At 59.3% G+C, this 23,775-nt stretch carries 22 protein-coding genes; 10 read left to right on the top strand and 12 right to left on the bottom strand.

The window, feature by feature from the left end:
- Positions 1-20: 20 nt before the first annotated feature.
- From fdhD to IEV40_RS11615, 4 genes are read right to left on the bottom strand one after another with little or no spacing between them, the layout of a single operon-like run.
- The gene (gene fdhD, locus IEV40_RS11600; RefSeq protein ID WP_188421829.1) at positions 21-851 is read right to left on the bottom strand and encodes a formate dehydrogenase accessory sulfurtransferase FdhD; all 831 of its coding nucleotides are present in this window, start codon (positions 849-851) and stop codon (positions 21-23) included.
- Positions 852-872: 21 nt separating this feature from the next.
- The gene (gene fdhF / locus IEV40_RS11605; RefSeq protein ID WP_188421831.1) at positions 873-3,740 is read right to left on the bottom strand and encodes a formate dehydrogenase subunit alpha; all 2,868 of its coding nucleotides are present in this window, start codon (positions 3,738-3,740) and stop codon (positions 873-875) included.
- Positions 3,741-3,780: 40 nt separating this feature from the next.
- Entirely contained in the window at positions 3,781-5,346 is a 1,566-nt protein-coding gene (locus IEV40_RS11610; protein WP_188421833.1) for a formate dehydrogenase beta subunit, read from the bottom strand.
- Complete coding sequence (locus IEV40_RS11615; protein ID WP_188421835.1) at positions 5,343-5,822, bottom strand: formate dehydrogenase subunit gamma; 480 nt, start codon at positions 5,820-5,822, stop codon at positions 5,343-5,345. Before IEV40_RS11615 ends, IEV40_RS11610 begins: the two co-directional genes overlap by 4 nt.
- Before the next feature lie 243 nt (positions 5,823-6,065).
- Here IEV40_RS11615 and IEV40_RS11620 point away from each other — a divergent pair, with 243 nt between their 5' ends.
- A complete protein-coding gene (locus IEV40_RS11620) occupies positions 6,066-7,193 on the top strand; it encodes a substrate-binding domain-containing protein (RefSeq protein WP_188421837.1) in 1,128 nt (375 codons plus the stop codon).
- Here IEV40_RS11620 and modC read toward each other — a convergent pair.
- Genes modC through IEV40_RS11640 form a run of 4 tightly spaced genes read right to left on the bottom strand, consistent with a single transcriptional unit; the run spans position 7,168 to position 10,530 of the window.
- Positions 7,168-8,250: a molybdenum ABC transporter ATP-binding protein gene (gene modC, locus IEV40_RS11625; RefSeq protein ID WP_188421839.1), complete on the bottom strand. Its 1,083-nt coding sequence runs from the start codon at positions 8,248-8,250 to the stop codon at positions 7,168-7,170. The two genes, IEV40_RS11620 and modC, sit on opposite strands and share 26 nt — an antisense overlap.
- Positions 8,247-8,930 (bottom strand): molybdate ABC transporter permease subunit, encoded by a 684-nt coding sequence (gene modB, locus IEV40_RS11630; RefSeq protein WP_188422403.1) that lies wholly within the window; start codon positions 8,928-8,930, stop codon positions 8,247-8,249. The genes modC and modB overlap by 4 nt, the downstream gene beginning before the upstream one ends.
- Positions 8,931-8,948: 18 nt before the next feature.
- A complete protein-coding gene (gene modA / locus IEV40_RS11635) occupies positions 8,949-9,704 on the bottom strand; it encodes a molybdate ABC transporter substrate-binding protein (RefSeq protein WP_188421841.1) in 756 nt (251 codons plus the stop codon).
- A gap of 31 nt (positions 9,705-9,735) precedes the next feature.
- Positions 9,736-10,530, bottom strand: coding sequence for a TOBE domain-containing protein (locus IEV40_RS11640; protein WP_188421843.1), 795 nt, complete (start codon positions 10,528-10,530; stop codon positions 9,736-9,738).
- Between the two features lie 207 nt (positions 10,531-10,737).
- Between IEV40_RS11640 and IEV40_RS11645 the strand changes: the two genes are divergently transcribed.
- The 7 genes from IEV40_RS11645 to IEV40_RS11675 all read left to right on the top strand — a co-directional run bounded on the left by IEV40_RS11645 (position 10,738) and on the right by IEV40_RS11675 (position 19,206).
- Entirely contained in the window at positions 10,738-11,652 is a 915-nt protein-coding gene (locus tag IEV40_RS11645) for a LysR family transcriptional regulator (RefSeq protein WP_188421845.1), read from the top strand.
- A gap of 193 nt (positions 11,653-11,845) precedes the next feature.
- Positions 11,846-13,051 (top strand): NAD-dependent formate dehydrogenase, encoded by a 1,206-nt coding sequence (locus tag IEV40_RS11650; RefSeq protein ID WP_188421847.1) that lies wholly within the window; start codon positions 11,846-11,848, stop codon positions 13,049-13,051.
- Positions 13,052-13,167: 116 nt separating this feature from the next.
- Positions 13,168-13,701, top strand: a complete 534-nt coding sequence (locus tag IEV40_RS11655) for an HPP family protein (RefSeq protein ID WP_188421849.1) — start codon at positions 13,168-13,170, stop codon at positions 13,699-13,701.
- A gap of 285 nt (positions 13,702-13,986) precedes the next feature.
- Positions 13,987-15,372, top strand: coding sequence for an L-lactate MFS transporter (locus IEV40_RS11660; RefSeq protein ID WP_188421851.1), 1,386 nt, complete (start codon positions 13,987-13,989; stop codon positions 15,370-15,372).
- A 46-nt stretch (positions 15,373-15,418) separates the two neighbouring features.
- Entirely contained in the window at positions 15,419-15,559 is a 141-nt protein-coding gene (locus IEV40_RS11665; RefSeq protein ID WP_188421853.1) for an MFS transporter small subunit, read from the top strand.
- Positions 15,560-15,761: 202 nt separating this feature from the next.
- Positions 15,762-17,165 carry a sigma-54-dependent transcriptional regulator gene (locus IEV40_RS11670; RefSeq protein WP_188421855.1) on the top strand — a complete coding sequence of 468 codons (1,404 nt, stop codon included), beginning with the start codon at positions 15,762-15,764 and terminating at the stop codon, positions 17,163-17,165.
- 37 nt (positions 17,166-17,202) lie between these two features.
- Positions 17,203-19,206 (top strand): sensor histidine kinase, encoded by a 2,004-nt coding sequence (locus tag IEV40_RS11675; protein WP_229724086.1) that lies wholly within the window; start codon positions 17,203-17,205, stop codon positions 19,204-19,206.
- 21 nt (positions 19,207-19,227) lie between these two features.
- Here IEV40_RS11675 and IEV40_RS11680 read toward each other — a convergent pair whose 3' ends face one another.
- The 3 genes from IEV40_RS11680 to IEV40_RS11690 form a co-directional block, all read right to left on the bottom strand.
- Positions 19,228-19,716, bottom strand: a complete 489-nt coding sequence (locus IEV40_RS11680; RefSeq protein ID WP_188421857.1) for an MgtC/SapB family protein — start codon at positions 19,714-19,716, stop codon at positions 19,228-19,230.
- 7 nt (positions 19,717-19,723) lie between these two features.
- A complete protein-coding gene (locus tag IEV40_RS11685; protein ID WP_188421859.1) occupies positions 19,724-20,065 on the bottom strand; it encodes a hypothetical protein in 342 nt (113 codons plus the stop codon).
- Positions 20,066-20,283: 218 nt separating this feature from the next.
- A complete protein-coding gene (locus IEV40_RS11690) occupies positions 20,284-21,132 on the bottom strand; it encodes an oxidoreductase (RefSeq protein WP_188421860.1) in 849 nt (282 codons plus the stop codon).
- A 365-nt stretch (positions 21,133-21,497) separates the two neighbouring features.
- Here IEV40_RS11690 and IEV40_RS11695 point away from each other — a divergent pair, with 365 nt between their 5' ends.
- Together IEV40_RS11695 and IEV40_RS11700 are read left to right on the top strand one after the other, a co-directional pair.
- Entirely contained in the window at positions 21,498-22,496 is a 999-nt protein-coding gene (locus tag IEV40_RS11695) for an LLM class flavin-dependent oxidoreductase (RefSeq protein ID WP_188421862.1), read from the top strand.
- A gap of 11 nt (positions 22,497-22,507) precedes the next feature.
- Positions 22,508-23,389: an acyl-CoA thioesterase gene (locus tag IEV40_RS11700; RefSeq protein WP_188421864.1), complete on the top strand. Its 882-nt coding sequence runs from the start codon at positions 22,508-22,510 to the stop codon at positions 23,387-23,389.
- 15 nt (positions 23,390-23,404) lie between these two features.
- On the opposite strand, the gene IEV40_RS11705 is transcribed toward IEV40_RS11700, so the two are convergent.
- On the bottom strand, positions 23,405-23,761 hold the full coding sequence (locus IEV40_RS11705; RefSeq protein ID WP_188421866.1) for a DUF1428 domain-containing protein: 357 nt from the start codon (positions 23,759-23,761) through the stop codon (positions 23,405-23,407).
- Positions 23,762-23,775: the final 14 nt, after the last annotated feature.

The raw sequence follows: 23,775 nt of genomic DNA on the forward strand, positions 1-23,775 counted from the left end.
TATCCCTTGCTTGATGTTTATTATTTCAAACCGTCGCGAATCAGGCGATGCGATTGTGCATAAACGACGTGGCTTTGATCGCGAACGAAACCGATCAGGGTCACGTTTGCTTCCTCGGCCAGCCGGATCGCCAGGCTGGTCGGCGCCGAGATGGCCGCCAGAAAGCTGACGCCCATCGTCGCCGATTTCTGCACCATTTCATAGCTGGCGCGGCTGGTAATCAGCGCGGCGCCAGTGGAGAAATCCAGACGCTTCTTCGACATGGCGCCGATCAACTTGTCGAGCGCATTGTGCCGGCCGACATCCTCGCGGACCAGTTCGACCGACCCATCTGCATTCATCCACGCCGCCGCATGCGTGGCGCCGGTGTATTTCTGCAGACGTTGCATGCTGCGCATGGTCTTCATGCCGGCATGGATCTGTTCGGCGGAAAACCGTATCGTGCCGACCGTCACGCCCGGATGACGGATGGCCTGTTCCAGCGTTTCGGCACCACACAATCCGCAACCGGTGCGTCCCGTCAGATTGCGGCGCTTGTCCTTCAACGTGACGAATCGTTCGGTGGCAATCTGCATCTGTACCTGGATGCCGTCGCAGCTGGATATGACTTCGCAATCGTACAGTTCGGATCTGTCGTTCAGTATGCCTTCACTAAGAGAGAAGCCCAGCGCAAAGTCTTCCAGATCGTAAGGAGAAGCCATCATCACGGCATGCGAAATGCCGTTGTACTCCAGTGCGACCGGGATTTCCTCTGCAACGTCGTCCTCACAGACGACCCGCCGGTCCGCATCCCATTTTTCAACGGAGACGCGAACCAGCGCACTGCGTTCGTCATCGGTAAAGGCATTCATCACGCCATTCCTGCCCAGGTATTACTTCGTTGCCGCAGCTTCGCGAGGAATGAGTTTGGAACTCGCAAAACTTTCCTGCTCGGCATTGAAACGCGTATACGCACGCTGCCATTCGGACGGCTGGCTGACTGGCGTGACCTGAACCGCAGTGACCTTGTATTCAGGGCAGTTGGTCGCCCAGTCGGACGAACTGGTCGTGATCACGTTCGCACCCGATTCCGGGAAGTGGAACGTGGTGTACACGACGCCCGGCTGAATGCGATCGGTCACTTCGGCGCGCAGCACGGACTGGCCGGCACGCGACGTGATGCCAACCCAGTCATCCTGCTTGATGCCGCGTTCCGCTGCGTCGTCCGGATGGATTTCCAGGCGGTCTTCGCTATGCCACATGTTGTTGAACGTACGACGGGTCTGAGCGCCGACGTTGTACTGCGACAGGATACGGCCGGTCGTCAGGATGAACGGGAAATCCTTGCTGGTGCGTTCACCCGAACCGTAGTACTTGGTCAGGATGAAACGACCCTTGCCGCGGACGAATTCGTCGATGTGCATCGTCGGCGTGCCTTCCGGCGCTTCGGCGTTGCATGGCCACTGGATGCTGCCACCCAGTTCGTCGATACGCTTGAAGCTGACGCCGGTAAAGGTCGGCGTCAACGCTGCAATCTCGTCCATGATTTCACGCGGATGCGTGTAATTCATCGGATAACCGAGCGCGTTCGACAGCATCTGCGTGACTTCCCAGTCGCCATAACCGGATTTCGGCGGCATCACTTTGCGCACGCGCGAGATACGGCGCTCTGCGTTGGTGAAGGTGCCGTCTTTTTCCAGGAACGACGAACCGGGCAGGAATACATGTGCGTACTTTGCGGTTTCGTTCAGGAAGATGTCCTGAACGATGATGCATTCCATTGCTTCCAGCGCAGCGGTAACGTGTTGCGTGTTCGGGTCGGACTGAACAATGTCTTCACCTTCGCAGTACAGGCCCATGAAGGTCCCTTCCATCGCTGCGTCGAACATGTTCGGAATACGTAGGCCTGGCTCCGGGTCCAGCTTGACGTTCCATGCTGCTTCGAATTCAGAGCGAGCAGTGGTGTCGGACACGTGGCGGTAGCCCGGCAATTCGTGCGGGAAGGAGCCCATGTCGCAGGAACCTTGCACGTTGTTCTGACCGCGCAACGGATTGACGCCGACGCCTTCACGACCGATGTTGCCGGTTGCCATCGCAAGGTTGGCGATGCCGATAACGGCCGTCGAGCCTTGTGCATGCTCGGTCACGCCCAGGCCGTAGTAGATCGAGCCGTTTTTCGCTTTGGCGTACAGACGTGCTGCACCGCGAATATCTCCAGCCGACACGCCAACGATCGGTGCCATTGCTTCCGGCGAGTTTTCCGGCAGCGAAACGAACTCCATCCATTCCTGGAAGGAATCCCATTCGCAGCGTTCGCGGATGAATTCTTCCTTGTACAGTTTTTCGGTAACGATCACGTGTGCCAGTGCATTGACGACACCGACGTTGCCGCCCGGTTTCAGCTTCAGGTGATAATCGGCCTTGATGTGCGCCGATTTGACCATTTCGGTTTCACGCGGATCGACCACAATCAGATTGGCGCCCTGACGCAGGCGGCGTTTCATCATCGACGCAAACACCGGGTGACCGGAAGCCGGGTTGGCGCCGATGATCAGGATGCAGTCCGATTTCATCACGGACTCGAAAGTCTGCGTGCCGGCGGATTCGCCCATCGTGACTTTCAAGCCATAGCCGGTCGGCGAGTGGCAGACACGAGCGCAGGTATCGACGTTGTTGTTGCCGAATGCTGCACGCACCAGCTTCTGCACCAGATAGCCTTCTTCGTTCGTGCAGCGCGACGACACCAGGCCGCCGACGGAACCACGACCGTATTTGGCCTGGATGCGCTTGATTTCGGAAGCGGCGTAGTTGATCGCTTCTTCCCACGATACTTCCTGCCACGGATCCGAGATTTTCTTGCGGATCATCGGTTTCAGCATGCGGTCCTTGTGTGTTGCGTAACCCCATGCGAAACGACCCTTGACGCAGGCATGGCCCTGGTTGGCACCGCCGTCCGGGTTCGGGAGCATACGCACGACTTCGTTGCCCTTCATTTCGGCACGGAACGAGCAGCCCACGCCGCAGTATGCGCAGGTGGTGATCTTGCTGTGCTCGGCTTGGCCCATCATGATGACGGTCTTCTCGGTCAGCGTAGCGGTCGGGCAGGCATCGACGCAGGCGCCGCAGGAGACGCACTCGGAGTCGATGAAGTCTTCGTACTGGCTCGGCGACACGCGCGAATCGAAACCGCGACTGTCGATCGTCAGGGCGAAAGTACCTTGCGTTTCTTCACAGGCACGTACGCAGCGATTGCAGACGATGCACTTGGAAGGATCGTAAGTGAAGTACGGGTTGGATTCGTCCTTCTCCATCTTCAGATGGTTTTCACCGTCGTAGCCGTAGCGCACGTCGCGCAGGCCGACGACGCCGGCCATGTCCTGCAGTTCGCAGTTGCCGTTGGCCGGGCAGGTCAGGCAGTCCAGCGGGTGGTCGGAGATATACAGCTCCATGACGCCGCGGCGGATGTCTGCCAGTTTCGGGGTTTGCGTGCGCACCTTCATGCCGGCTTCGGCCGGTGTCGTGCACGATGCCGGGTAGCCACGGCGGCCGTCGATCTCGACCAGGCACAGGCGGCAGGAACCGAAGGATTCCAGGCTTTCGGTTGCGCACAGTTTCGGCACGTTGATGCCGGCTTCTGCAGCTGCGCGCATGACGGAAGTACCTTGCGGCACGGAGATGGTTTTACCATCAATTTCCAGCGTGACCAGATTTTCGGATGCGCGCTTCGGCGTACCGTAATCGATGCCATTCAATAAGTTCATGTTTCGCTCCAGTTAGCTTGCGTTGCGTTGGGCTACAGCATTAAGCCGCATTCGCCATCGGCTGATCGCCGAAGTCTTCAGGGAAGTGATTCAGGGCCGACAACACCGGGAACGGCGTCATGCTGCCCATCGCGCACAGCGATCCGGTGACCATCACGTCGCACAGGTCGCGCAGCAGCTTGATTTGCTGCGGACGGTTCTGGTTGGCGATGATCTTGTCCATGACTTCCACACCGCGGGTCGAGCCGATCCGGCACGGTGTGCATTTGCCGCACGATTCCGCCTTGCAGAAATGCATGGCGTAACGTGCCTGCTTGGCCATGTCGACGGACTCGTCGAACGCGACCAGACCGCCGTGACCGACGGTGGAGTCGACGGCGGCAAACGCTTCATAATCGAACGGCGTGTCGAACAGCGATTCGGGCATGTAGGCGCCCAACGGGCCGCCGACCTGCACGGCGCGGATCGGACGACCCGATTCCGAACCACCGCCGAAGTCGTATAGCAATTCACGCAGCGTCACGCCGAAAGCCTTCTCGACCAGGCCGCCGTATTTCAGGTTGCCGGCGAGTTGCATCGGCAATGTGCCGCGCGAACGTCCCATGCCGTAGTTCTTGTAGAACTCGGCGCCGCGCGACAGGATCAGCGGTACGGCCGACAACGAAATGACGTTGTTGATGACGGTCGGTTTGCCGAACAAGCCTTCCAGTGCAGGAAGCGGCGGCTTGGCGCGCACCATGCCGCGTTTGCCTTCGATACTTTCCAGCATCGCGGTTTCTTCGCCGCAGACATATGCACCGGCAGCCTTGCGCACTTCCAGATGGAAGGTGCGGCCGGAACCGAGGATGTTTTCACCGAGGTAACCTGCAGCCTTGGCGTTATCGATGGCTTCGTTCAGGTTGGCGATCGAGTGCGGATACTCGGAGCGCACATAGATATAACCCCGCGTCGCACCGACGGCGATGCCGGCAATCGTCATGCCTTCGATCAGCATGAACGGATCGTCTTCCATCACCATGCGGTCCGAGAACGTACCCGAATCGCCTTCGTCGGCGTTGCAGGCGATGTATTTCTGGTCAGCTTGCGCGCCCAGCACGGTTTTCCATTTGATGCCGGTCGGGAAAGCCGCACCGCCACGACCGCGCAGGCCGGAATCGGTCACTTCCTGCACGATGGCAGCCGGTTCCATGGCGATCGCTTTTTTCAGGCCGACATAACCCTCATGCGCCAGATAATCGTCCAGCGATACCGGATCGGTGATGCCGACACGGACGAACTGCAGGCGTTCCTGTTTTTTCAGGTAAGGAATTTCTTCGACCAGACCGAGCGCTTTCGGATGCGCTTGTTTGTCGATTTTGCCGGTATGGAAGCCCGCGTCGAACAGGCCGGCAACTTCATGCTCTTCGATCGGACCGAAACCGATACGACCGGCGTCGGTCGCGACTTCGACCAGCGGTTCCAGCCAGAACATGCCGCGCGAACCGTTGCGCACGAGTTTGATATCGACGCTGCGTGCCTTTGCTTCCTTGGCAATGGCAGCGGCGGTTTCATTGGCGCCCAGCGCCAGCGCGTTGGAATCGCGCGGAACGTAAATAGTGATGGTCATTGAACACCCCGCTTTGCCTGGACCAGGCGATTGAATTTTTCCTTCGAGACGCGTGCGTACAGGTCGTCATCGATCTGGATGGTCGGGCCGGTCGCGCATTGGCCGAGGCAGTACACCGTTTCCAGCGAGAATTTGCCGTCATCCGTGGTGCCGTGGAAATCGCAACCCAGCAACTCCTTCGCGTGCGAAGCCAGATCCTCGCAGCCGCGAGCCTGGCAGGCCTCGGCGCGGCAGATCTGCACGACGTGCTTGCCGGCCGGATGCTGGCGGAAGAAGTGATAATAAGTAATCACGCCATGCACTTCCGCACGGGAAATGTTCAGGCTGTCCGCGATAGACGGGACGGTGCTGGACGGGATATATCCGATAGCGGATTGGATATCGTGCAAAATCGGCAACAATGCACCAGGCATCTCCTTGCGCTGGGCGATGATGGACTCTACTGCGGCCATGTCGAATGTGTTTTGGGTGCTCATGAAGAGGCTCCTACCGACGACATCATTGGCAACACCTGCCGCGAAGTCGTGTAATGAAACGGGAACATACTGCTTCCTTGGTTTATAAAATTTGTCTTGTATATATGCTTTTAATAGCATATAGTTCAAAGGCGAACCTTTTCCAACGGCTGAAAGGTAGCACCCGAAAACCCTAGGTTCAATAGGCTATCTTTTGCATATCCGGGAAAGCGGCGTAAACGACACATAGGCTCCGTAGAACATATGTTCAAAGTCATCATCAATCCGCATTGGGAAATTTCGCACGACGGCGAAGCGTCGCTGGACACGGCGGTTTTGCTCGATTTGCTGATGGCGATCCAGAAAACGGGGTCGATTTCGAAGGCTGCGCGATTGGTTGGGCTGTCCTATCGATACTCGTGGGGCATGCTGCGCGATGTCGAACAACTGTTCGGCACGCCGCTATTAAATACAGATCGTGGCCGTGGTACGACACTCACCCCGCTGGCGGAGAAACTGATCTGGGCCGACCGCCGTGTCCGTGCGCGCCTGTCGCCCACGCTCGAAAGTCTGGCGTCGGAACTGGAAAACGAGATCGGCAAGACGGTTGTCGGTAAATCCAAGCCTTTGCGGCTGGATGCCAGCCACGGTTTCGCCGTCGACGCCCTTCTGCATCAGTTGACCGAAGCCAACTTGCCGGTCGACCTGCGTTACCGCAACAGTACGGATGCGGTAGCTGCGTTATCGCGTAGCGAATGCGATCTCGCGGGTTTTCATGTGCCGTTGGGCGAATTCGAGAAAAAGGCGGTCGAGCGTTATGCGCAATGGCTGAACCCGCGCGAACACTGCCTGCTGCATCTGGCTGTGCGTACGCAAGGCATGTTCGTTTCGCCGGGTAATCCGAAGAAAGTCCAGACGTTGCAGGATCTGGCCCGGCCCGGCGTGCGTTTCGTCAACCGCCAGATCGGTTCCGGCACGCGCATGCTGCTGGAACTGATGCTGGCCGGCGCCGGCATTTCGCCGTTCGATATCGAAGGCTATCAAAGCAACGAATTCACACACTCGGCTGTCGCGGCTTACATCGCCAGCGGCATGGCGGACGTCGGCGTTGGCGTGCAGACAGCAGCGCAGCGTTTTGGCCTGGACTTCATTCCGCTGGTGAAGGAACGTTATTTCATGGCGCTGCCGCTGTCGATGATGGACGACCCACTGATCCAGCACGTGATCGAAGTCGTGCAATCGGGTTATTTCCGCAAGGTGATTAACGGACTGGCCGGCTATGAATCCGGTGATACGGGCAAGATATTGCTGCTGTCTGAAGCATTTGGCCAAGCGGCGATACGGCGCAATGTGCCGCCTTCTCCGATTACTTCAGAATCGCAATTCCCTTGATCTGCGCATAGACGCGATTGCCCGGCATCAGGTTCATCGTCGCGCACGATTTGCGCGTGATGCGGGCCAGCAGGCGCGTGCCGTTTGCATCGAGCCCCACCATCACCTGTCCCGGACTGTCTTCCGCCAGCTCGGTAACGGTCGTTTCTATGATGTTCAGGATGCTGGAATCGTACACGGGCACACGGCTCAAGCTGACGTCGCGCGCCTGAATCCGGATGCGAACCTGTCGTCCGATCGGCAGATCGAGTTGCGGTAATTGTAGATTGCCGCCGGAAAATTTCGCCTGCGTCAGGTGGAAAGCCGGATCGTGATTGACGACGGTCGCGGCCACCAGCGCTCCTGCATCCGTGCCATGCGCCACGCCAAGGTCCAGACGCGTCAGCAGTTCGTCGATTGGTCCGTTGGCGACGACGCGGCCAGCTTCGAGCAGGACCAGATGATCAGCCAGTCGTGCCACCTCGTCAGCCGAATGGCTGACGTACAAAACCGGAATATCCAGTTCATCGTGCAGGCGTTCGAGATACGGCATGATTTCCGCCTTGCGGTGCGCATCCAGCGCGGCCAACGGTTCATCCATCAGCAGAATGCGTGGACTGGTTGCCAGCGCCCGCGCGATGCCGACGCGCTGACGTTCGCCGCCGGAGAGTTTGTCAGGTTTGCGCGCCAGCAGATGGCCGATATCCAGCAGCTCGATCGCATGTTCGAGTGACACCTGCCGCTCCGCTGCCGGAATCCTGCGCATGCCGTATTCGAGATTGCGTTGCACGCTGAGATGCGCAAACAGGCTGGCTTCCTGAAAGACGTAACCGAGCGGCCGCTTCCAGGTTGGAATGAAAATATTGCTGGCATCGTCCTGCCATGTTTCTCCATTCACCTGCAGAAATACGCGCGAGGCCGGCTCCAGCCCGGCGATCACGCGCAGGCAGGTGGTCTTGCCGGAACCGGAGGCGCCGAACAGCGCCGTGATGCCGCGTCCCGGCAAAGCCAGGTCGACATCGAGATGAAAGGCGCCGTAATCGACCTTGAAGCGCGCCAGGACTTGATCGTCTTTCATGAGTTCTTGCGGCGTCCTGTCGGGTTCAGCGTGTAGAGCGTGATCAGCACCAGCAGCGAGAACACCACCATGCCGGCGGCAAGCCAGTGCGCCTGCGCGTATTCCAGCGCTTCGACGTGATCGTAGATTTGCACGGACACCAGCCGTGTCTTCTCGGGAATATTCCCGCCTATCATCAATACGACGCCGAATTCGCCAACCGTGTGCGCGAACCCCATCACCGTCGCGGTCAGATAACCGGGGCGCGCCAGCGGCAGGATGACGCTGAAGAAGGTATCGAGCGGCGATGCGCGCAACGTCGCCGCGGCTTCCAGCGGACGCTCGCCGATTGCCTCGAAGGCATTCTGGATCGGCTGCACGACGAAAGGCATCGAATAGAGAACGGAGCCGACGACGAGGCCGGCAAAGGTGAAGGGCAGCGTGCCCAGACCGAGAACCTGGGTCAGCTTGCCGATCGGCCCGTTGGGGCCGAGCGTCACCAGAAGATAGAAACCGATCACGCTGGGCGGCAGCACCAGCGGCAATGCCACGAAGGCACCGATCGGGCCTTTCAGCCAGGAACGGGTGCGCGCCAGCCACCACGCCACCGGCGTGCCGATCAGCAGCAGGATCAGCGTGGTGAGCGCCGCCAGTTCCAGGGTAAGGACGACGGCGCTGATGTTCGGATCGGTCAAGTGCAGAACTTCTTTGTCAGGGAATTACAGATCGTAGCCGAAGGAGCGGATGATGGCCTTGACCGGTTCGGACTTCAGATACGTGGCCCATTCGGCGGCAGCCTTGTTGTCCTTGCCGTGCGTCAGGATCACGGCATCCTGGCGGATCGGCTCATGCAGGTTTGCCGGCACGATCCAGCCGGAACCGCTCTTCAGTTTGCCGTTTTCGAACACTTGCGACAGCGCGACGAAACCCAGTTCGGCATTGCCGCTGGAGACGAACGAGAAGGTCTGCCCGATGTTTTCGCCGGTGACGAATTTCGGCTGCAAGGCATCGTAGACACCCAGCTTGTTCATCGTTTCCACGGCTGCGGCGCCGTATGGCGCCAGTTTCGGCGAAGCGACCGCGATATGCGCGAACGTGCCTTTCTTCAGGATCTCGCCCTTGGCATCGACATAGTCGGCCTTGGCCGACCACAGCACCAGTTTGCCGGTGGCGTAGGTGAAGCGCGAGTTGGCAACGATGCCGTCTTCTTTTTCCAGTTTTGCAGGTGTCGTGTCATCGGCCGCCAGGAAGACGTCGAACGGCGCACCGTTCTTGATCTGCGTATAGAACTTGCCGGTGGAGCCGAACGACAGCACGACTTTGTGGCCGGTGGCTTTCTCGAAATCGGCTGCGATGACTTTCGCCGGCGCGGTGAAGTTGGAGGCGACAGCTACCTGCACTTCTTCGGCCAGTGCCGCCGAAGAAAGACCGAGCGCTACGAGACTGACGAGCAAGGATCTGGAAAAAGTTTTCATGATGATGAAAGGAGAGTGGTGGATAAATCGGTCAGGAAGGCACCGCCAGAATGATGTGCGACGCCTTGATCAATGCGCTGGCCTTGACGCCTTCCTTCAGGTTCAGCGTCTTGACGCTTTCGTTGGTGATGATGGACGCGACAGTTTTTCCGCCTGGCAGCTCGATCACGACCTCGGCATTGACGGCGCCTTCCTGGCATCGCACGACGGTACCGGTCAGCGTGTTGCGTGCGCTGGTCTTGAGATTGGTGTCCGTGGTCAGGATGATCCACTGTGCTTTCACCAGTGCGAATACCTCGCTGCCGGATTCCAGTGCCAGATGGTCGGCGCTGTCGTTGGTGATGATGGCGGCGAGTTCCGCAGCGTTACCGATATCGACAATGACTTCGGCGTTGACAGCGCCTTTCTTGACCGCCTTGACGGTTCCGAGAAACTGGTTGCGGGCACTGGTTTGCATGTCAAATCTCCGGCTCATCGAGTAGTACTGGTCGAAATCGTCCATCATGTCGCCGATCACGGAAGGAACGGCAGCCCACGCCTGTTCCAGGCGTCGGTAGGTTGCCACCATGCGCCGGCCGTATTCGGTCAGGCAGGTGCCGCCCCCGGTGCTGCCGCCGGGTTGGCGGATCACAACGGGTTCGCGCGACAGGTTGTTGATCGATTCCACGGCTTGCCATGCGGCTTTGTAACTCATGCCCATGGCGGTGGCCGCTGCCGAAATCGAGCCCGAACTGTCGATGCGTTCCAGCAGTTCGAGATGGTCCCAGCGTTTTCCGCGCGGCTTGGACAAGCCTTCCAGCTTGATTGGCGACGATGCTTTGCTCATGACGGTCTTCTTTAGGTTTCTTTGTTCGGAAAACGACGAAAGGCCTGTCCAGTCCAAGCGTGAGGTTGCTATCATACACGATATTACTTTGAACGACATATTGGCTGGCAGGGCAGACGATCATTCTAGTGAATACGTGCCGCGAGAGGTGCTTGCAGCAGCCGGATGTCGGTTTTTATTACGGCATCGCCTTGAGGATGGAAAATCATGTTCGTACGCCAACTCGACTATCTCGTCACGCTTGCCCGCGAGAAGCACTTCGCCCGCGCAGCTGAAATCTGCTGCGTCTCCCAGCCGGCCTTGTCGGCCGCGGTGCGCAATCTGGAAAACGAACTCGGCGTGGCCATCGTACAGCGCGGCCAGCGTTTTCAGGGATTCACGCCGGAAGGCGAACGCATTCTCGACTGGGCGCGCCAGACGCTGGCGGCGCTGGAAGGATTGAAACAGGAGGCATCGCTGTCGCGCGTGCGCCTGACCGGCACGCTGCGTTTCGGTGCGATCCCGACCACGATGCCCATCGTTTCATTGCTGACCGGGCCTTGCCGCATGCAGCATGCGAATCTGCAGCAACTGGTGCTGTCGCTGAGCTCGGAGGAAATAATGCGCCGGCTCGACGATTTCGAACTGGATGTCGGCCTGACGTATCTGGAGGACCAGCGGTTGAACGGCTTTCATGTCCAGCCGCTTTATCGCGAACGCTACATGCTGCTGGCGCGCGATCGTGCCGCGCTTGGCGAGCGGCGCGAGATCGACTGGAAGGCCGCGGCCGAACTGCCGATGTGTTTGTTGACGCCGGATATGCAGAATCGCCGCATTGTCGACGCCGCGTTCCGTCGTGCCGAGGTGCAATCCAACGTTGTCGTCGAGACCGATTCGGTGTTTGCACTGTATGCACAGGTGCGGCATGCGGAGCTGTACAGCGTCGTGCCGCACAGCCTGTTGTGCCTGTTCGAGCCCGGAGGGGAAATGGCGGCGATTCCGCTGGTGCCGGAGCTCAGTCGTTCCATCGGCCTGATTTCCCTGGCGCACGATCCCTGCTCGCCCATCGTCATCGCCGCGCGCAACATTGCCATGCAGATCGATCTGCAAACGCGATTCGATCGTTATCTGTCGCCGGCATGACCGGCAGGATATAAACAAGCAGGCATACAAACAGACAGACATAAGCGGCAGCTATCAGTCCATCACATCAAACGATTGGACCGTGACATTGCTTCATTCCTAAGATGAATTGGTTGGCATCGCCTGGGTGCCGGCATCGGCATTCCCGATTTCCCTGACGCAACAACAATTCATCTTATGGAGAAGCCTCATCATGGCCAAAGTTTTATGTGTGCTGTACGACGATCCTGTCACCGGTCACCCGACCTCTTATGCGCGCGATGAAGTCGCGCAACCTTCCATCTATCCGGACGGCCAGACCCTGCCGACGCCGAAAGCCATCGACTTCAAACCGGGCACCCTGCTCGGCAGCGTGTCGGGCGAACTCGGCCTGCGCAAATACCTGGAATCGAACGGCCATCAACTGGTCGTGACCTCCAGCAAGGACGGTGCGGACAGCGTGCTCGATCGCGAACTGCACGACGCTGAAATAATCATCTCGCAACCGTTCTGGCCGGCTTACATGACGGCTGAACGCATCGCCCGCGCGAAAAAGCTGAAGATGATCGTCACTGCCGGCATCGGTTCGGATCACACCGATCTGGAAGCAGCCAACAAGCACAACATCACCGTTGCCGAAGTCACCTATTGCAACAGCCACTCGGTGGCCGAGCACGTCCTGATGATGATCCTGTCGCAGGTGCGCAATTACATTCCGTCGTACAACTGGGTGGTCAAGGGCGGCTGGAACATCGCCGACTGCGTGTCGCGTTCCTACGATCTGGAAGCGATGAGCGTCGGTACCGTCGCTGCCGGCCGTATCGGCCTGCGCGTGCTGCGCCTGCTGAAACCGTTCGACGTCAAGCTGCACTACATGGATCGCCATCGCCTGCCGGAAGCAGTCGAGAAGGAACTGAACCTGACCTATCACAGCAATCTGAAGAGCCTGGCTGCTGCCTGCGACGTGGTCACGCTGAACTGCCCACTGCACCCGGAAACGGAACACATGGTCAACGAAGAAACGCTGAAATACTTCAAGCGCGGCGCCTACATCATCAACACCGCACGCGGCAAGCTGTGCGATCGCGATGCAATCGTCAAAGCGCTGGAAAGCGGCCAGCTGGCCGGCTACGCAGGCGATGTCTGGTTCCCGCAACCGGCACCGGCCGATCATCCATGGCGCACGATGCCGCATCACGGCATGACGCCGCACATCTCCGGCACCAGCCTGACCGCGCAAGCGCGTTATGCCGCCGGCACGCGTGAAATCCTCGAGTGCTACTTCGAAGGTCGTCCGATCCGCGACGAATACCTGATCGTCCAGGGCGGCAAGCTGGCCGGCGTCGGCGCGCACTCGTACAGCGACGGCAACGCCACCGGCGGTTCCGAAGAAGCCGCGAAGTTCAAAGCGGTCAAGTAATACGGCACCGGCATCGCCGTCGTTACCGGCTGCGGCGATCGCCGATGTTGGCTCGCATGCCGACGCACTCCTGGGCGTCGGCATTTTTCATTCGGCAAAATACAAGTGGAATTCTCATGACAACATTAGAACGGGATCACCTGTCCGATCCTCTTCCATCACCCGCTCCCGTCGCTTCGCACTTTCCGCCGCGGTCGGCATTCCGGCACGTGCTGCTGGCGGCGCTTGGCGGTTTTGTCGCGATCGCCGCCATTGCGCTGCTGGCCAGCAATTTCCATGCCGCGCTGATGCTGGGTTCGTTCGGCGCATCCTGCGTGCTGGTGTTCGGGTTTCCGGATGCGCCTTTTTCCCAGCCGCGCAATGTCGTCATCGGCCATACGCTGAGCAGCTTCGTCGGCCTGCTTTGCCTCACGCTGTTCGGACCGCACTGGTGGGCCGTGGCGCTGGCGGTCTCGCTGGCGATTGCCGCAATGATGCTGACGCGCACCGTGCATCCGCCGGCCGGTTCCAATCCGGTCATCATCTTCCTGGCGATGCCGCAGTGGGACTTCCTGTTGTTTCCGACATTGAGCGGCGCGCTCGTTCTCGCAACGATCGGCCTGCTGTACAACCGCGTGTTGCGCGGTCATGCCTATCCGAAATACTGGTAGCGCGTTGTCATGCACGCGGAGCGATGCGGTGGGTGTTGGCTGAATGCCAATTGCCTGGCCGTGTGCGAAGCCTGTTCTTTCGCTCAGTACAGACAATTTGTCGCGCATGCAGCGTCAAATTGTCGCGTCATTGGGTAAGTGCACTGAGCCGGCCTCTTCTAAATCAACGACTTAGCGCGTGGCGCGTGCTGGCATGTCGATTGCCTTTGTGGGTCTCCAACGACGGAATGTTTCCGTCCGGCGCAGCGAACGCTGCGGTCGAAAAAATCAGAGGAGAGATTTCACATGCTCAAATTTTTTGCGAAAGAAAGAACGGTTGCCGGTCCGGGATTCAACCGTTGGATGGTGCCGCCGGCCGCATTGGCAGTCCATCTGTGTATCGGCCAGGCCTATGCATTCAGTGTGTTCAACGGCCCGCTGTCCAAGGCGATCGGCATTACCGAGTCGGCACCGGATGACTGGAAGCTGACGACCATCGGATGGATTTTCAGTCTGGCGATTTTCTTCCTCGGCTTGTCCGCCGCGTTCGGTGGTAAATGGCTGGAAAAGGTCGGGCCGCGCATGACGATGTTTGTCGCGGCCTGCTGCTTCGGCGGCGGCTTCCTGATTTCGGCGATCGGCGTGGCGCTGCACCAGATCTGGTTGCTCTATCTCGGTTATGGCGTGATCGGCGGCATCGGCCTCGGTCTCGGCTACGTGTCGCCAGTCTCGACGCTGATCAAGTGGTTCCCGGATCGTCGCGGCATGGCGACCGGCCTGGCGATCATGGGTTTCGGCGGTGGCGCGATGGTTGCTGCACCGCTGTCGGTATTCCTGATGAATACCTTCAAGACCGCCACCTCGGTTGGCGTGATTCAGACCTTCGTTGTGATGGGCGTCCTGTACTTCATCTCGATGGTGATCGGCGCGTTCACGATCCGTATTCCCGCAGAAGGCTGGCAGCCGAAGGGTTGGACGCCACCGGCGACGGAAAACCGCATGATCACGCGCAACCACGTGCATATCGACGAAGCGCTGAAGACGCCGCAGTTCTACCTGCTGTGGCTGGCGTTGTGCCTGAACGTGACGGCCGGCATCGGCGTGCTGGGTCAGGCCTCGGTGATGATCCAGGAAACCTTCAAGGGCGGCGTGACGCCGGCTGCGGCTGCCGGTTTCGTCGGCCTGATGAGCCTGTTCAACATGGGCGGCCGTTTCTTCTGGTCGTTCTCTTCCGACTATCTCGGACGCAAGAACACCTATTACGTCTTCTTCATCCTCGGCATCATCCTGTACACGCTGGTTCCGCACACCGGCCAGACCGGCAGCGTCGCGCTGTTCGTGCTGTGCTATTGCGTGATCATCAGCATGTACGGCGGCGGCTTCTCGACGATCCCGTCCTATCTGGCCGACATGTTCGGCACCAAGTATGTCGGTGGCATCCACGGTCGCCTGCTGACGGCCTGGGCGGCGGCCGGCATCTTCGGCCCGGTGCTGGTCAACTACATTCGCCAGTACCAGGTCGAGCATGGCGTGGACAAGGCTGCTTCGTACGAGGTGACGATGTATGTGATGGCTTGCCTGCTGGTGCTGGGCTTCATCTGCAACATGTTGGTCAAACCGGTGGATCGACGTCACCACATGAGCGAACAGCAACTGCGCAACGCCGAGCCGGATCTGGCTGGCGCGCATTAAGTTCGAATCGACCGAAGCTATCGAACCTACTCCAAGGAGCATATTCATGAATACGCATTACTCGACAACGGAAGAAGTCCGACCCACCAATCCGGTCCTCATGGTGATTTTCTGGCTGTACGTCGGTATTCCGCTTGTGTGGGGAGTATCGTCCACACTGCAGAAAGCGGCCGCGCTGTTCCAGTAAGAACAGCCGTATCGCAGTAATATCTGACGATACATTCGGCGGTAACATCCGCAACAGGGCGAGAGGCATGCCTCTCGCCTTTTTTCATGGCATTTTCATGTGTGCGTCGCCCGCCACGAAAAAATTGCAACTTTGCATCTGCCCTGTCGACAGGAAAATCGCGGCACAATGGACGTCGCCCGAATAAATGAACGAATACTTGATGAGTGCTGCAATCACGACGGCCTCGAACGCCGACGAATCATTCACCGAAGCCTTTGGCGGCTGGCAGCATCGCTCCATCCTGATCGTCGATGACGAACCCGGCATGCGCAGTTTTCTCAAGCGCACGCTGGCCAGCCGCTGCAGCCGTGTTGAAACGGCCGAATCGGTCGAGGATGCCGCCGTGCTGCTCGGCCAGCAGCACTTCGATCTGATCATTCTCGACAATTCATTGCCCGGAAAATCGGGCGTGGACTGGCTGCATGAAATCCGCGCGCGCGGGCTGTACAACGACGTCGTATTGATCACCGCCTTCGCCGATCTCGATATCGCCATCCGCGCATTGCGCGCCGGCGCCGCTGATTTTCTGCTGAAGCCTTTCCGCGTGAACCAAATCCTGAGCGCGATCGGTCGCTGCTTCGATCGTGCACACCTGCGCCGCGAAAACTTCGTGCTGCGCCGCGAGCTGGACCAGCATGCCGATCTGGCCGGCGCGGACGGACTGATCGGCCAGTCGGCGGCGCTGCAGCCGATCCACGATGCGATCGAGCGGCTGGCATCGGTACCGAGCACCGTGCTGATCACCGGCGAATCCGGCACCGGCAAGGAAGTCGCGGCACGCGCGATGCATTTCCTCAGCAATCGTTCGCGCAATCACTTCGTACCGATCAACTGTGGCGCGGTGCCGCCGGACATCATCGAGAGCGAACTGTTCGGCCACGTAAAAGGCGCGTTCAGCGGCGCGGCTTCGTCGCGTGAAGGCCTGTTCTTCTATGCGCAAGGCGGCACCTTGTTCCTCGACGAAGTCGGCGAACTGCCGATGGCGATGCAGGTCAAGCTGCTGCGTGCGCTGGAAGAAAAGAAAATCCGGCCGGTCGGCGCCGATCGCGAGATTCCGGTGGATGTGCGCGTCATTGCCGCGACCAATCGTAATGTCGAGCTGGAAGTGGCGGAAGGCCGCTTCCGTGAGGATCTCTATTACCGACTCAATGTCGTGCAACTGCAGATGCCGCCGTTGCGCGATCGTCTCGAAGACATTCCGGCGCTGGCTGCCAGCTTCGTGCGGCAGCTGGCGCAACAGCTCGGGGTGCCGCCGCGCCCACTGGACGACAAGGTGCTGGCATCGATGGCAGCCTATTCGTGGCCGGGCAATGTGCGCGAACTGCGCAATCTGGTCGAGCGCTGGCTGATCCTCGGCAATCTGCCGGATGCCGTATTCGGCAATCGCATGGCGATCAATGTGGCAGACCGCGCAGCGGATGGCGAAGTGTCGCTGGAAGCGATCGAGAAGCAGCACATCCTGAAGATACTTGCCGAAAGCGGGGGCAACAAGACCGAAGCCAGCCGCCGTCTTGGCGTGTCGCGCAAGACGCTGGAACGCAAGTGTGCCGAATGGGGCGTCTGAACAATTGAACGCGATGCGCCGCTTCATGCAATGGGGGATGACACTGCGCATTCTCGGTAACGCATCGGTGCGTACCAAGTTGTTGCTGGTGACGCTGGTACCGTTCCTCACGGTTCTCCCCATCCTGTTTTTCCTGATCTTTTACTGGGGTGTCGGCTATTACGATCGATTACTGACGTTCAAGGTCAGCAGCGATCTGGCGGTGGCGCACGAATATTTCCTGCATGTGCGCGATCGCGTCGGCCTCGACGTTTCCAGTCTGGGCAATTCGCATCCGCTGGTGAAAACGATCGAGGACGGCAGCAATGCGACCATCCAGCAGCTGCTGGCGGAGCGGCAGATTGCGCTTGGTCTCGATTTTCTGAATTTCCTCGATACCGAAGGCCACTTGCGCGTGTCGACGGTAGCGCTCGGCACGCTCGACAATTCGCATTGGCCGATCGTGCAATCGGCGCTGCAGGGCAATGCCAGCAACGACATCGATATCTATACGGAAGCGCAGCTACGCCGGCTCGACGCACACATGGCGCAACAGGCACATCTGGAACTGGTCGATACGCCGAATGCGACGCCGACCACCAAGACGGCCGAAACCAGCGGCATGGTGATCCACGCCGCCACACCGATCTATGACGGCGAAGGTCGCATGCTCGGCGTGCTAGAAGGCGGCGTGCTACTGAACCAGAACCTGCCTTTCGTCGATACCATCAACAGCCTCGTCTATGCGGAAGGCTCGCTGCCGGAAGGCAGCGCCGGCACCGCCACGCTGTTCATCGACGACGTGCGCATTGCCACCAATGTGCGACTGTTCGGCAATCGCCGTGCGCTTGGCACGCGTGCCTCGCAGGTGGTGCGCAATCACGTGCTCAATGACGGCAAGACCTGGCTCGACAGCGCCTTTGTCGTGCATGACTGGTATATCTCCGCTTACGAACCGATTTCCGACAGTTTCGGACGGCGTGTCGGCATGTTGTATGTCGGCTATCTGGAAGCGCCCTTCCGCAAGGCCAAGGAAACCGCGTTCTATCTATTGGCGGCATTGTTTGCGGTAATCGGCATGGGTGGCGTGTATTTTTCGTTGCGTGTGGCGCGCGGCATCTACGCGCCGCTGGCGGCGATGAACCGGACGATGACGGCGGTCGAAATGGGCGACATGGATGCGCGCAGCGGCGGTACGCCATCCCGCGACGAACTGGGTAGCCTGTCGCGACACCTGGATGAATTGCTCGATACCGTGCAGGCGCAGAATCACGAGCTGAAAACCTGGGGCGAACAACTGGATCGCAAGGTGGTCGAGCGCACGATGGAACTGGAAGCGACCAATAAGTTGCTGGTGCAGGCGCAGCAGCAGCTTGTACTGGCGGAGAAGCTAGCCGCCATCGGCGAGATCACCGCCGGTGTTGCGCATGAGATCAACAATCCGGTCGCCGTATTGCAAGGCAATCTCGATGTGCTGCGCGATACGTTGGGCCAGGCAGCGGCGCCGGTGCAGGGCGAATTGAAGCTGATGGACCAGCAGATTCAGCGCGTCAATACTATCGTCACCAAGCTGCTGCAGTTCGCTAATCCGGGCGAATTCGCCGGCTATGTGGAAGCGATCATGGTGGACGACGTGGTCACGGATTCGCTGGTGCTGGTGCGTCATCTGCTGAACCAGTGCGACATTCGCGTCGAACATCGCAAGGGCGCGACGATGGCGGTACCGATCAATCGCGGCGAACTGCAGCAGGTGCTGATCAATCTGTTCACCAATGCCATTCATGCGATGAAGAACGGCGGCAGCCTGACGATCGAGACTGCGGACTGGTACGGTGAAAACGATACCAGCGGCGTCGACATTCGTGTGGCCGATACTGGTGCCGGCATTCGGCGCGAAGATTTGCCGCGTGTGTTCGATGCCTTCTTCACGACCAAGCGCCAGGGCGGCACCGGCCTTGGGCTGTCGATCAGTTACACGCTGGTGGCACGTTATGGCGGCACGATTCTGGTCCAGAGCGAGGAAGACTCAGGTACCGAGTTCACCGTGCATCTATTGGCCTGACACGCCGATTTTTAATTTTGTTCAGGTGGTTTCATTGCGGCGTTCGCTGCCGGCGCCGCGCAGGGCGGCCAGAATGAACAGTGCCAACAGTGCGCTGAGAATCGCCGTCATTTCGCGTCCCATACCTGCAGCCACGCCGATCGCGGCGGTCAGCCAGACGCTGGCGGCGGTTGTCAGCCCCTTGATTTCCTGCTCCTGATTCAGCTTGATGATCGCGCCGGCACCGAGAAAGCCGACGCCGGTCACTACGCCTTGCAATACGCGGCTCAGATCGGCCTGGCTGACGCCTGCTTCCAGCGGCACCAGCACGAAGATGGCAGCGCCGAGCGCAACCAGCATATGCGTGCGCAAGCCGGCCGAGATGCCGCGCGATTCGCGTTCGTAGCCGAGCAACCCACCGAGTACGACAGCGACCAGCAGGCGCGCGCAGACGCGCGTGACCTGTGCCGGATCGCTGATGTCGGAAAATTCCTCACGCAACGTTTGCCAGACGAGCGTTCCGGTATCCATCACGACCTTATTTCTGGTCGGTGACGGGATTGGCGGTAGAGTGATTGTTCGCCTGGCCGGAATTCGGCATGGTGGTGCTCTCTTCCTGTTTGCTCAAATCCTTTGGATGAGCTTGCGTGGGGCCGGAGGCATCACCGCTATCGCCGGATGCACCATCCGGTGCAGCAGGCGGTGTGGAAGTTTCCGGTGCGGGCATGCTGCTGGGTGGCGAGGCGATCGAACCACTAGTGCCCGGCGAATCGCCGGTCTTTGGTGCAGGCGGAGTTTCCGCGCGATCGCAGCCGGCGAGCAGTGCGATGAGCATGGCGGAAGACAAGGCAGAAGCAAGAACGGAACGGACTGGGAACATGTCGATCTCCTTTCCAGATTGCGAATCCTCATTGTAGTGAGCGATTCTGCGCTTGGTAAGGATTAAATTGACCGTCGCGATGAAGTGAAAAACTTACACGGCCGATGCTGGCGCATTCTGCAAAACGGCCGCGTAAATTTCCCTCGGCGCATCACGCAGCCGGCAAAACTGTTGTGTCGGCTTCGCGATGGCTACTTGATGCGTACCGTACCGGGCAATCAATCTTCCGGAAAATCCGCCGATGCGCTGATTTCGGCCCAGTTGTCGAAGTCTCTCTGCAGCCACACCAGCTTGTTGCGTGCACCGTTCATCGCAGCTTTGCCGAGCAGCAGTCGTAATGGTGGATCAGCTGCTTCGACCGTTTGCACGATGATGGCGGCGGCACGTTGCGGATCGCCCGGCTGTTTGCCGCTGTAGCCGCGAATCATGCGCATGCGTTCGCCTGCGGTGGCGTCGTAATCCGGGATGCCGATGGGCTGTTCGTCCGCTGAACGCCCTGCCCAGTCGGTGCGGAATGGTCCGGGTTCGATGATCAATACCTTGATGCCGAGCGGCGCGACTTCGTGCGACAGCGATTCGGACAATGCCTCGACGGCAAATTTCGATGAATTGTAAAAGCTTAGCGCCGGAAATGCGGCAAGACCGCCGACCGACGAGATATTGACGATATGGCCGCTGCGCTGGCGGCGCATCAGAGGCAATACGGCGCGCGTCATCTGTGTCAGGCCCCAGACATTGATCTCAAACATATTGCGTACGGCAGCGATGTCGCTTTCCTCGAACGAACCGAAGTAGCCGACGCCCGCATTGTTGACCAGCACGTCGATGCGCCCGAAACGCTGTTCTGCCGCATCGACGGCAGCTGCAACCTGCTCCGGCTTCGTCACGTCGAGCGTCAATACCAGCGCGTGGTCTTCATGGCCGGCCACGAGATCTTCCACCTGTTTGATGTTGCGTGCGGTGACGACGGTCGGATAACCGAGCGACAGTGTATGGGCGGCGAGATAGCGGCCGAAGCCGGTCGAGCATCCGGTGATGAACCATACGGGTTGTTTTTGTGCAGTCATGTTTTTCCTCGATGAGACAGGCAAATGAAAAACGGCCGAGTGCCAAGCACTCGGCAGAACAAACTCTACGCCGATCGAGAAAAATGTGCCGGCCATTGACCCAACGGCGAACCATTTGCGGATTCAGGCAGTTGCCCAATTGATGGGTGGTACCGGATCGCGCCGTTGCATTCATGAACGACGGGTACTCGGAAATTGCCAAATCTGGTAGAGGGGAGTCTGGACAATTCTTATGTCGCAGAGATCGCCCATCGGGAATTTGTTGTTGCCAAACCGATTTTTCGATTCACGCTATGCTGTCGGTCTGCCTGCGCGCACGTTTGTATTCACTGCCGCATGCGTGGCTGAAGAAGGGTTCGGGTTCCATGAAATCGTTAAAAGACATTCCGCTGTCCGTACTGGACCTGTCGCCGATTATTGCCGAGGGCGATGCTGCCGATGCTTTCCGCCGTTCGCGCGATTTGGCGCAACACGTGGAAAAGCTGGGTTATCACCGCATCTGGCTGGCCGAGCATCACAGCATGCCGGGCATTGCGAGCGCGGCGACGGCGGTCGTCATCGGCCACGTGGCCGGCGGCACATCGACGATACGTGTCGGTTCCGGCGGCATCATGCTGCCCAATCATGCGCCGCTGGTCGTCGCCGAGCAGTTCGGCACGCTGGCGTCGCTGTACCCTGGCCGTATCGATCTCGGCCTCGGCCGTGCACCCGGCTCCAATCAGGCCACGGCGCGCGCATTACGCCGCCAGGTCAACGACGACGGCAGTGAGTTTCCACGTCAATTGAACGAGTTGCGCGCATTCTTTCGCCCGACCGATGAAGATGCGCCGGTGCAGGCAGTGCCGGGACAGGGGCTCGACGTTCCGATCTGGTTGCTCGGTTCCAGCAGCTACAGCGCGCAGCTGGCCGGCTATCTCGGTTTGCCGTTCGCTTTTGCCGGTCAATTCGCGCCAGACTACATGCTGGCGGCATTGCGCCTGTATCGTGAAACCTTCCGTCCGGGAGCGCTCGACAAGCCGTATTCCATGGTGGGTGTCAACGTGTTTGCGGCCGATACCGAAGAACAGGCGCAACGCATGGCGACGTCGCAGCAGCAGATGCATCTGGCGCTGGTGCGTGGCGAGCCGATACGTTTGCCGCCGCCGGTTGCGAGCATGGACGATGCGTGGTTGCCGCACGAACGCATCTCGGTCGAATCGATGCTGCGTGGCTCGATCATCGGCGATGCATCGACGGTAAAAGCAAGGCTGCAGGAATTTCTCGATACCACGCAAGTAGACGAGATCATCATTCATACGATGGCTTACGATCACGAAGCACGCAAACGCTCGTACGAAATCGTCGCTGATGTGCGCAAGGCATGATGGATCGAAACATGACTGATTCGACATTGTTCAACACCGATGAGATTGTGCAGCTGCTGGAGCTGAAGCCGTCAGGTGAGGATAATTTCATCGGACAGAGCCATTTCATGGGCGTGCCGCATGTGTTCGGCGGACAGGTTCTTGGACAAGCGCTGCATGCGGCAAACATGACGGTGCCGCAAACAGATCGTCGCCCGCATTCATTGCATGCGCTGTTTATTCTGCCCGGCGATTTGCGCCTGCCGATCGAATACGAAGTCGAGCGCGTGCGTGATGGTGGCAGCTTCAGTACACGGCGCGTAGTGGCGAAGCAGGACGGCAAGCGGATCTTCGTGATGTCGACGTCATTCCAGTCGCCGGAAGAGGGACTGTCGCACCAGAAGCCGCCGCCAGCTATGTCCGATCCGGAAACCTTGCCTTCCAGCGTCGTGGCGTGGAAGGAGCATGGCGGCGCGGCCTGGCCGTTCCGTCCGGTGCCGATGGACTTTCGTGCGGAACACGATGGCGATCTGCTGAGCGGTCCGCAAGGCAGTACGCATCGCCATGTCTGGGTGCGTACGCCGACGCGTTTGCCGGACGATGCGTATGTGCACGAAAGCCTGTTCGCCTACATTTCGGATTACGGTCTGCTGTGGACGGCACTGCAGCCGCATCGCATCAGTGTCGGCGATCCGCGCATGCAGATTGCCAGCCTCGATCACACGATCTGGTTTCACCGGCCATTCCGCATGGATGAATGGCTGCTGTTCGCCATCGAGACACCGAACGCATCGGGAGGGCGCGGCCTGTGCATGGCGCACGTCTACAATCGGGAAGGTGTGCTGGTAGCGACGGTGGCGCAGGAAGGCTTGATTCGTGTGCGCGATTTTCCTGCAGAGGCACGTGCTGCCTGATGTGAACGCTTGCCGTTACAGATCGACGATCATCTCGAATCCGCCGTAAATCATCCGCCGCGCATCGAAGGGCATCGTCTCCGGCGACATGCCGGCGATACGCGGATCTTTCATGACCTTGTCGTTCACCTCGTCGCGGTGTGCGCGCGACTGGTAGACGATCCACGAAAAGATCACGATCTCGTCGTCTTTGAGATCCACGCTTTGCGGAAATGACGTCAGCTTGCCGGGTTTGACATCATCGGCCACGCTTTCGCGATACTGCAATGCGCCGTGTTCCATCCACACCTTGCCGCACTGGGTTGCAATCTCCCGGTATTTCTCGAGATTGCCTTTCGGTACCGGCACCACAAAACCATCTACATACGCCATGTTCGTCTCCTCAT

It is taken from the genome of Oxalicibacterium solurbis, from assembly GCF_014635845.1.
Lineage (GTDB): Bacteria > Pseudomonadota > Gammaproteobacteria > Burkholderiales > Burkholderiaceae_D > Oxalicibacterium > Oxalicibacterium solurbis.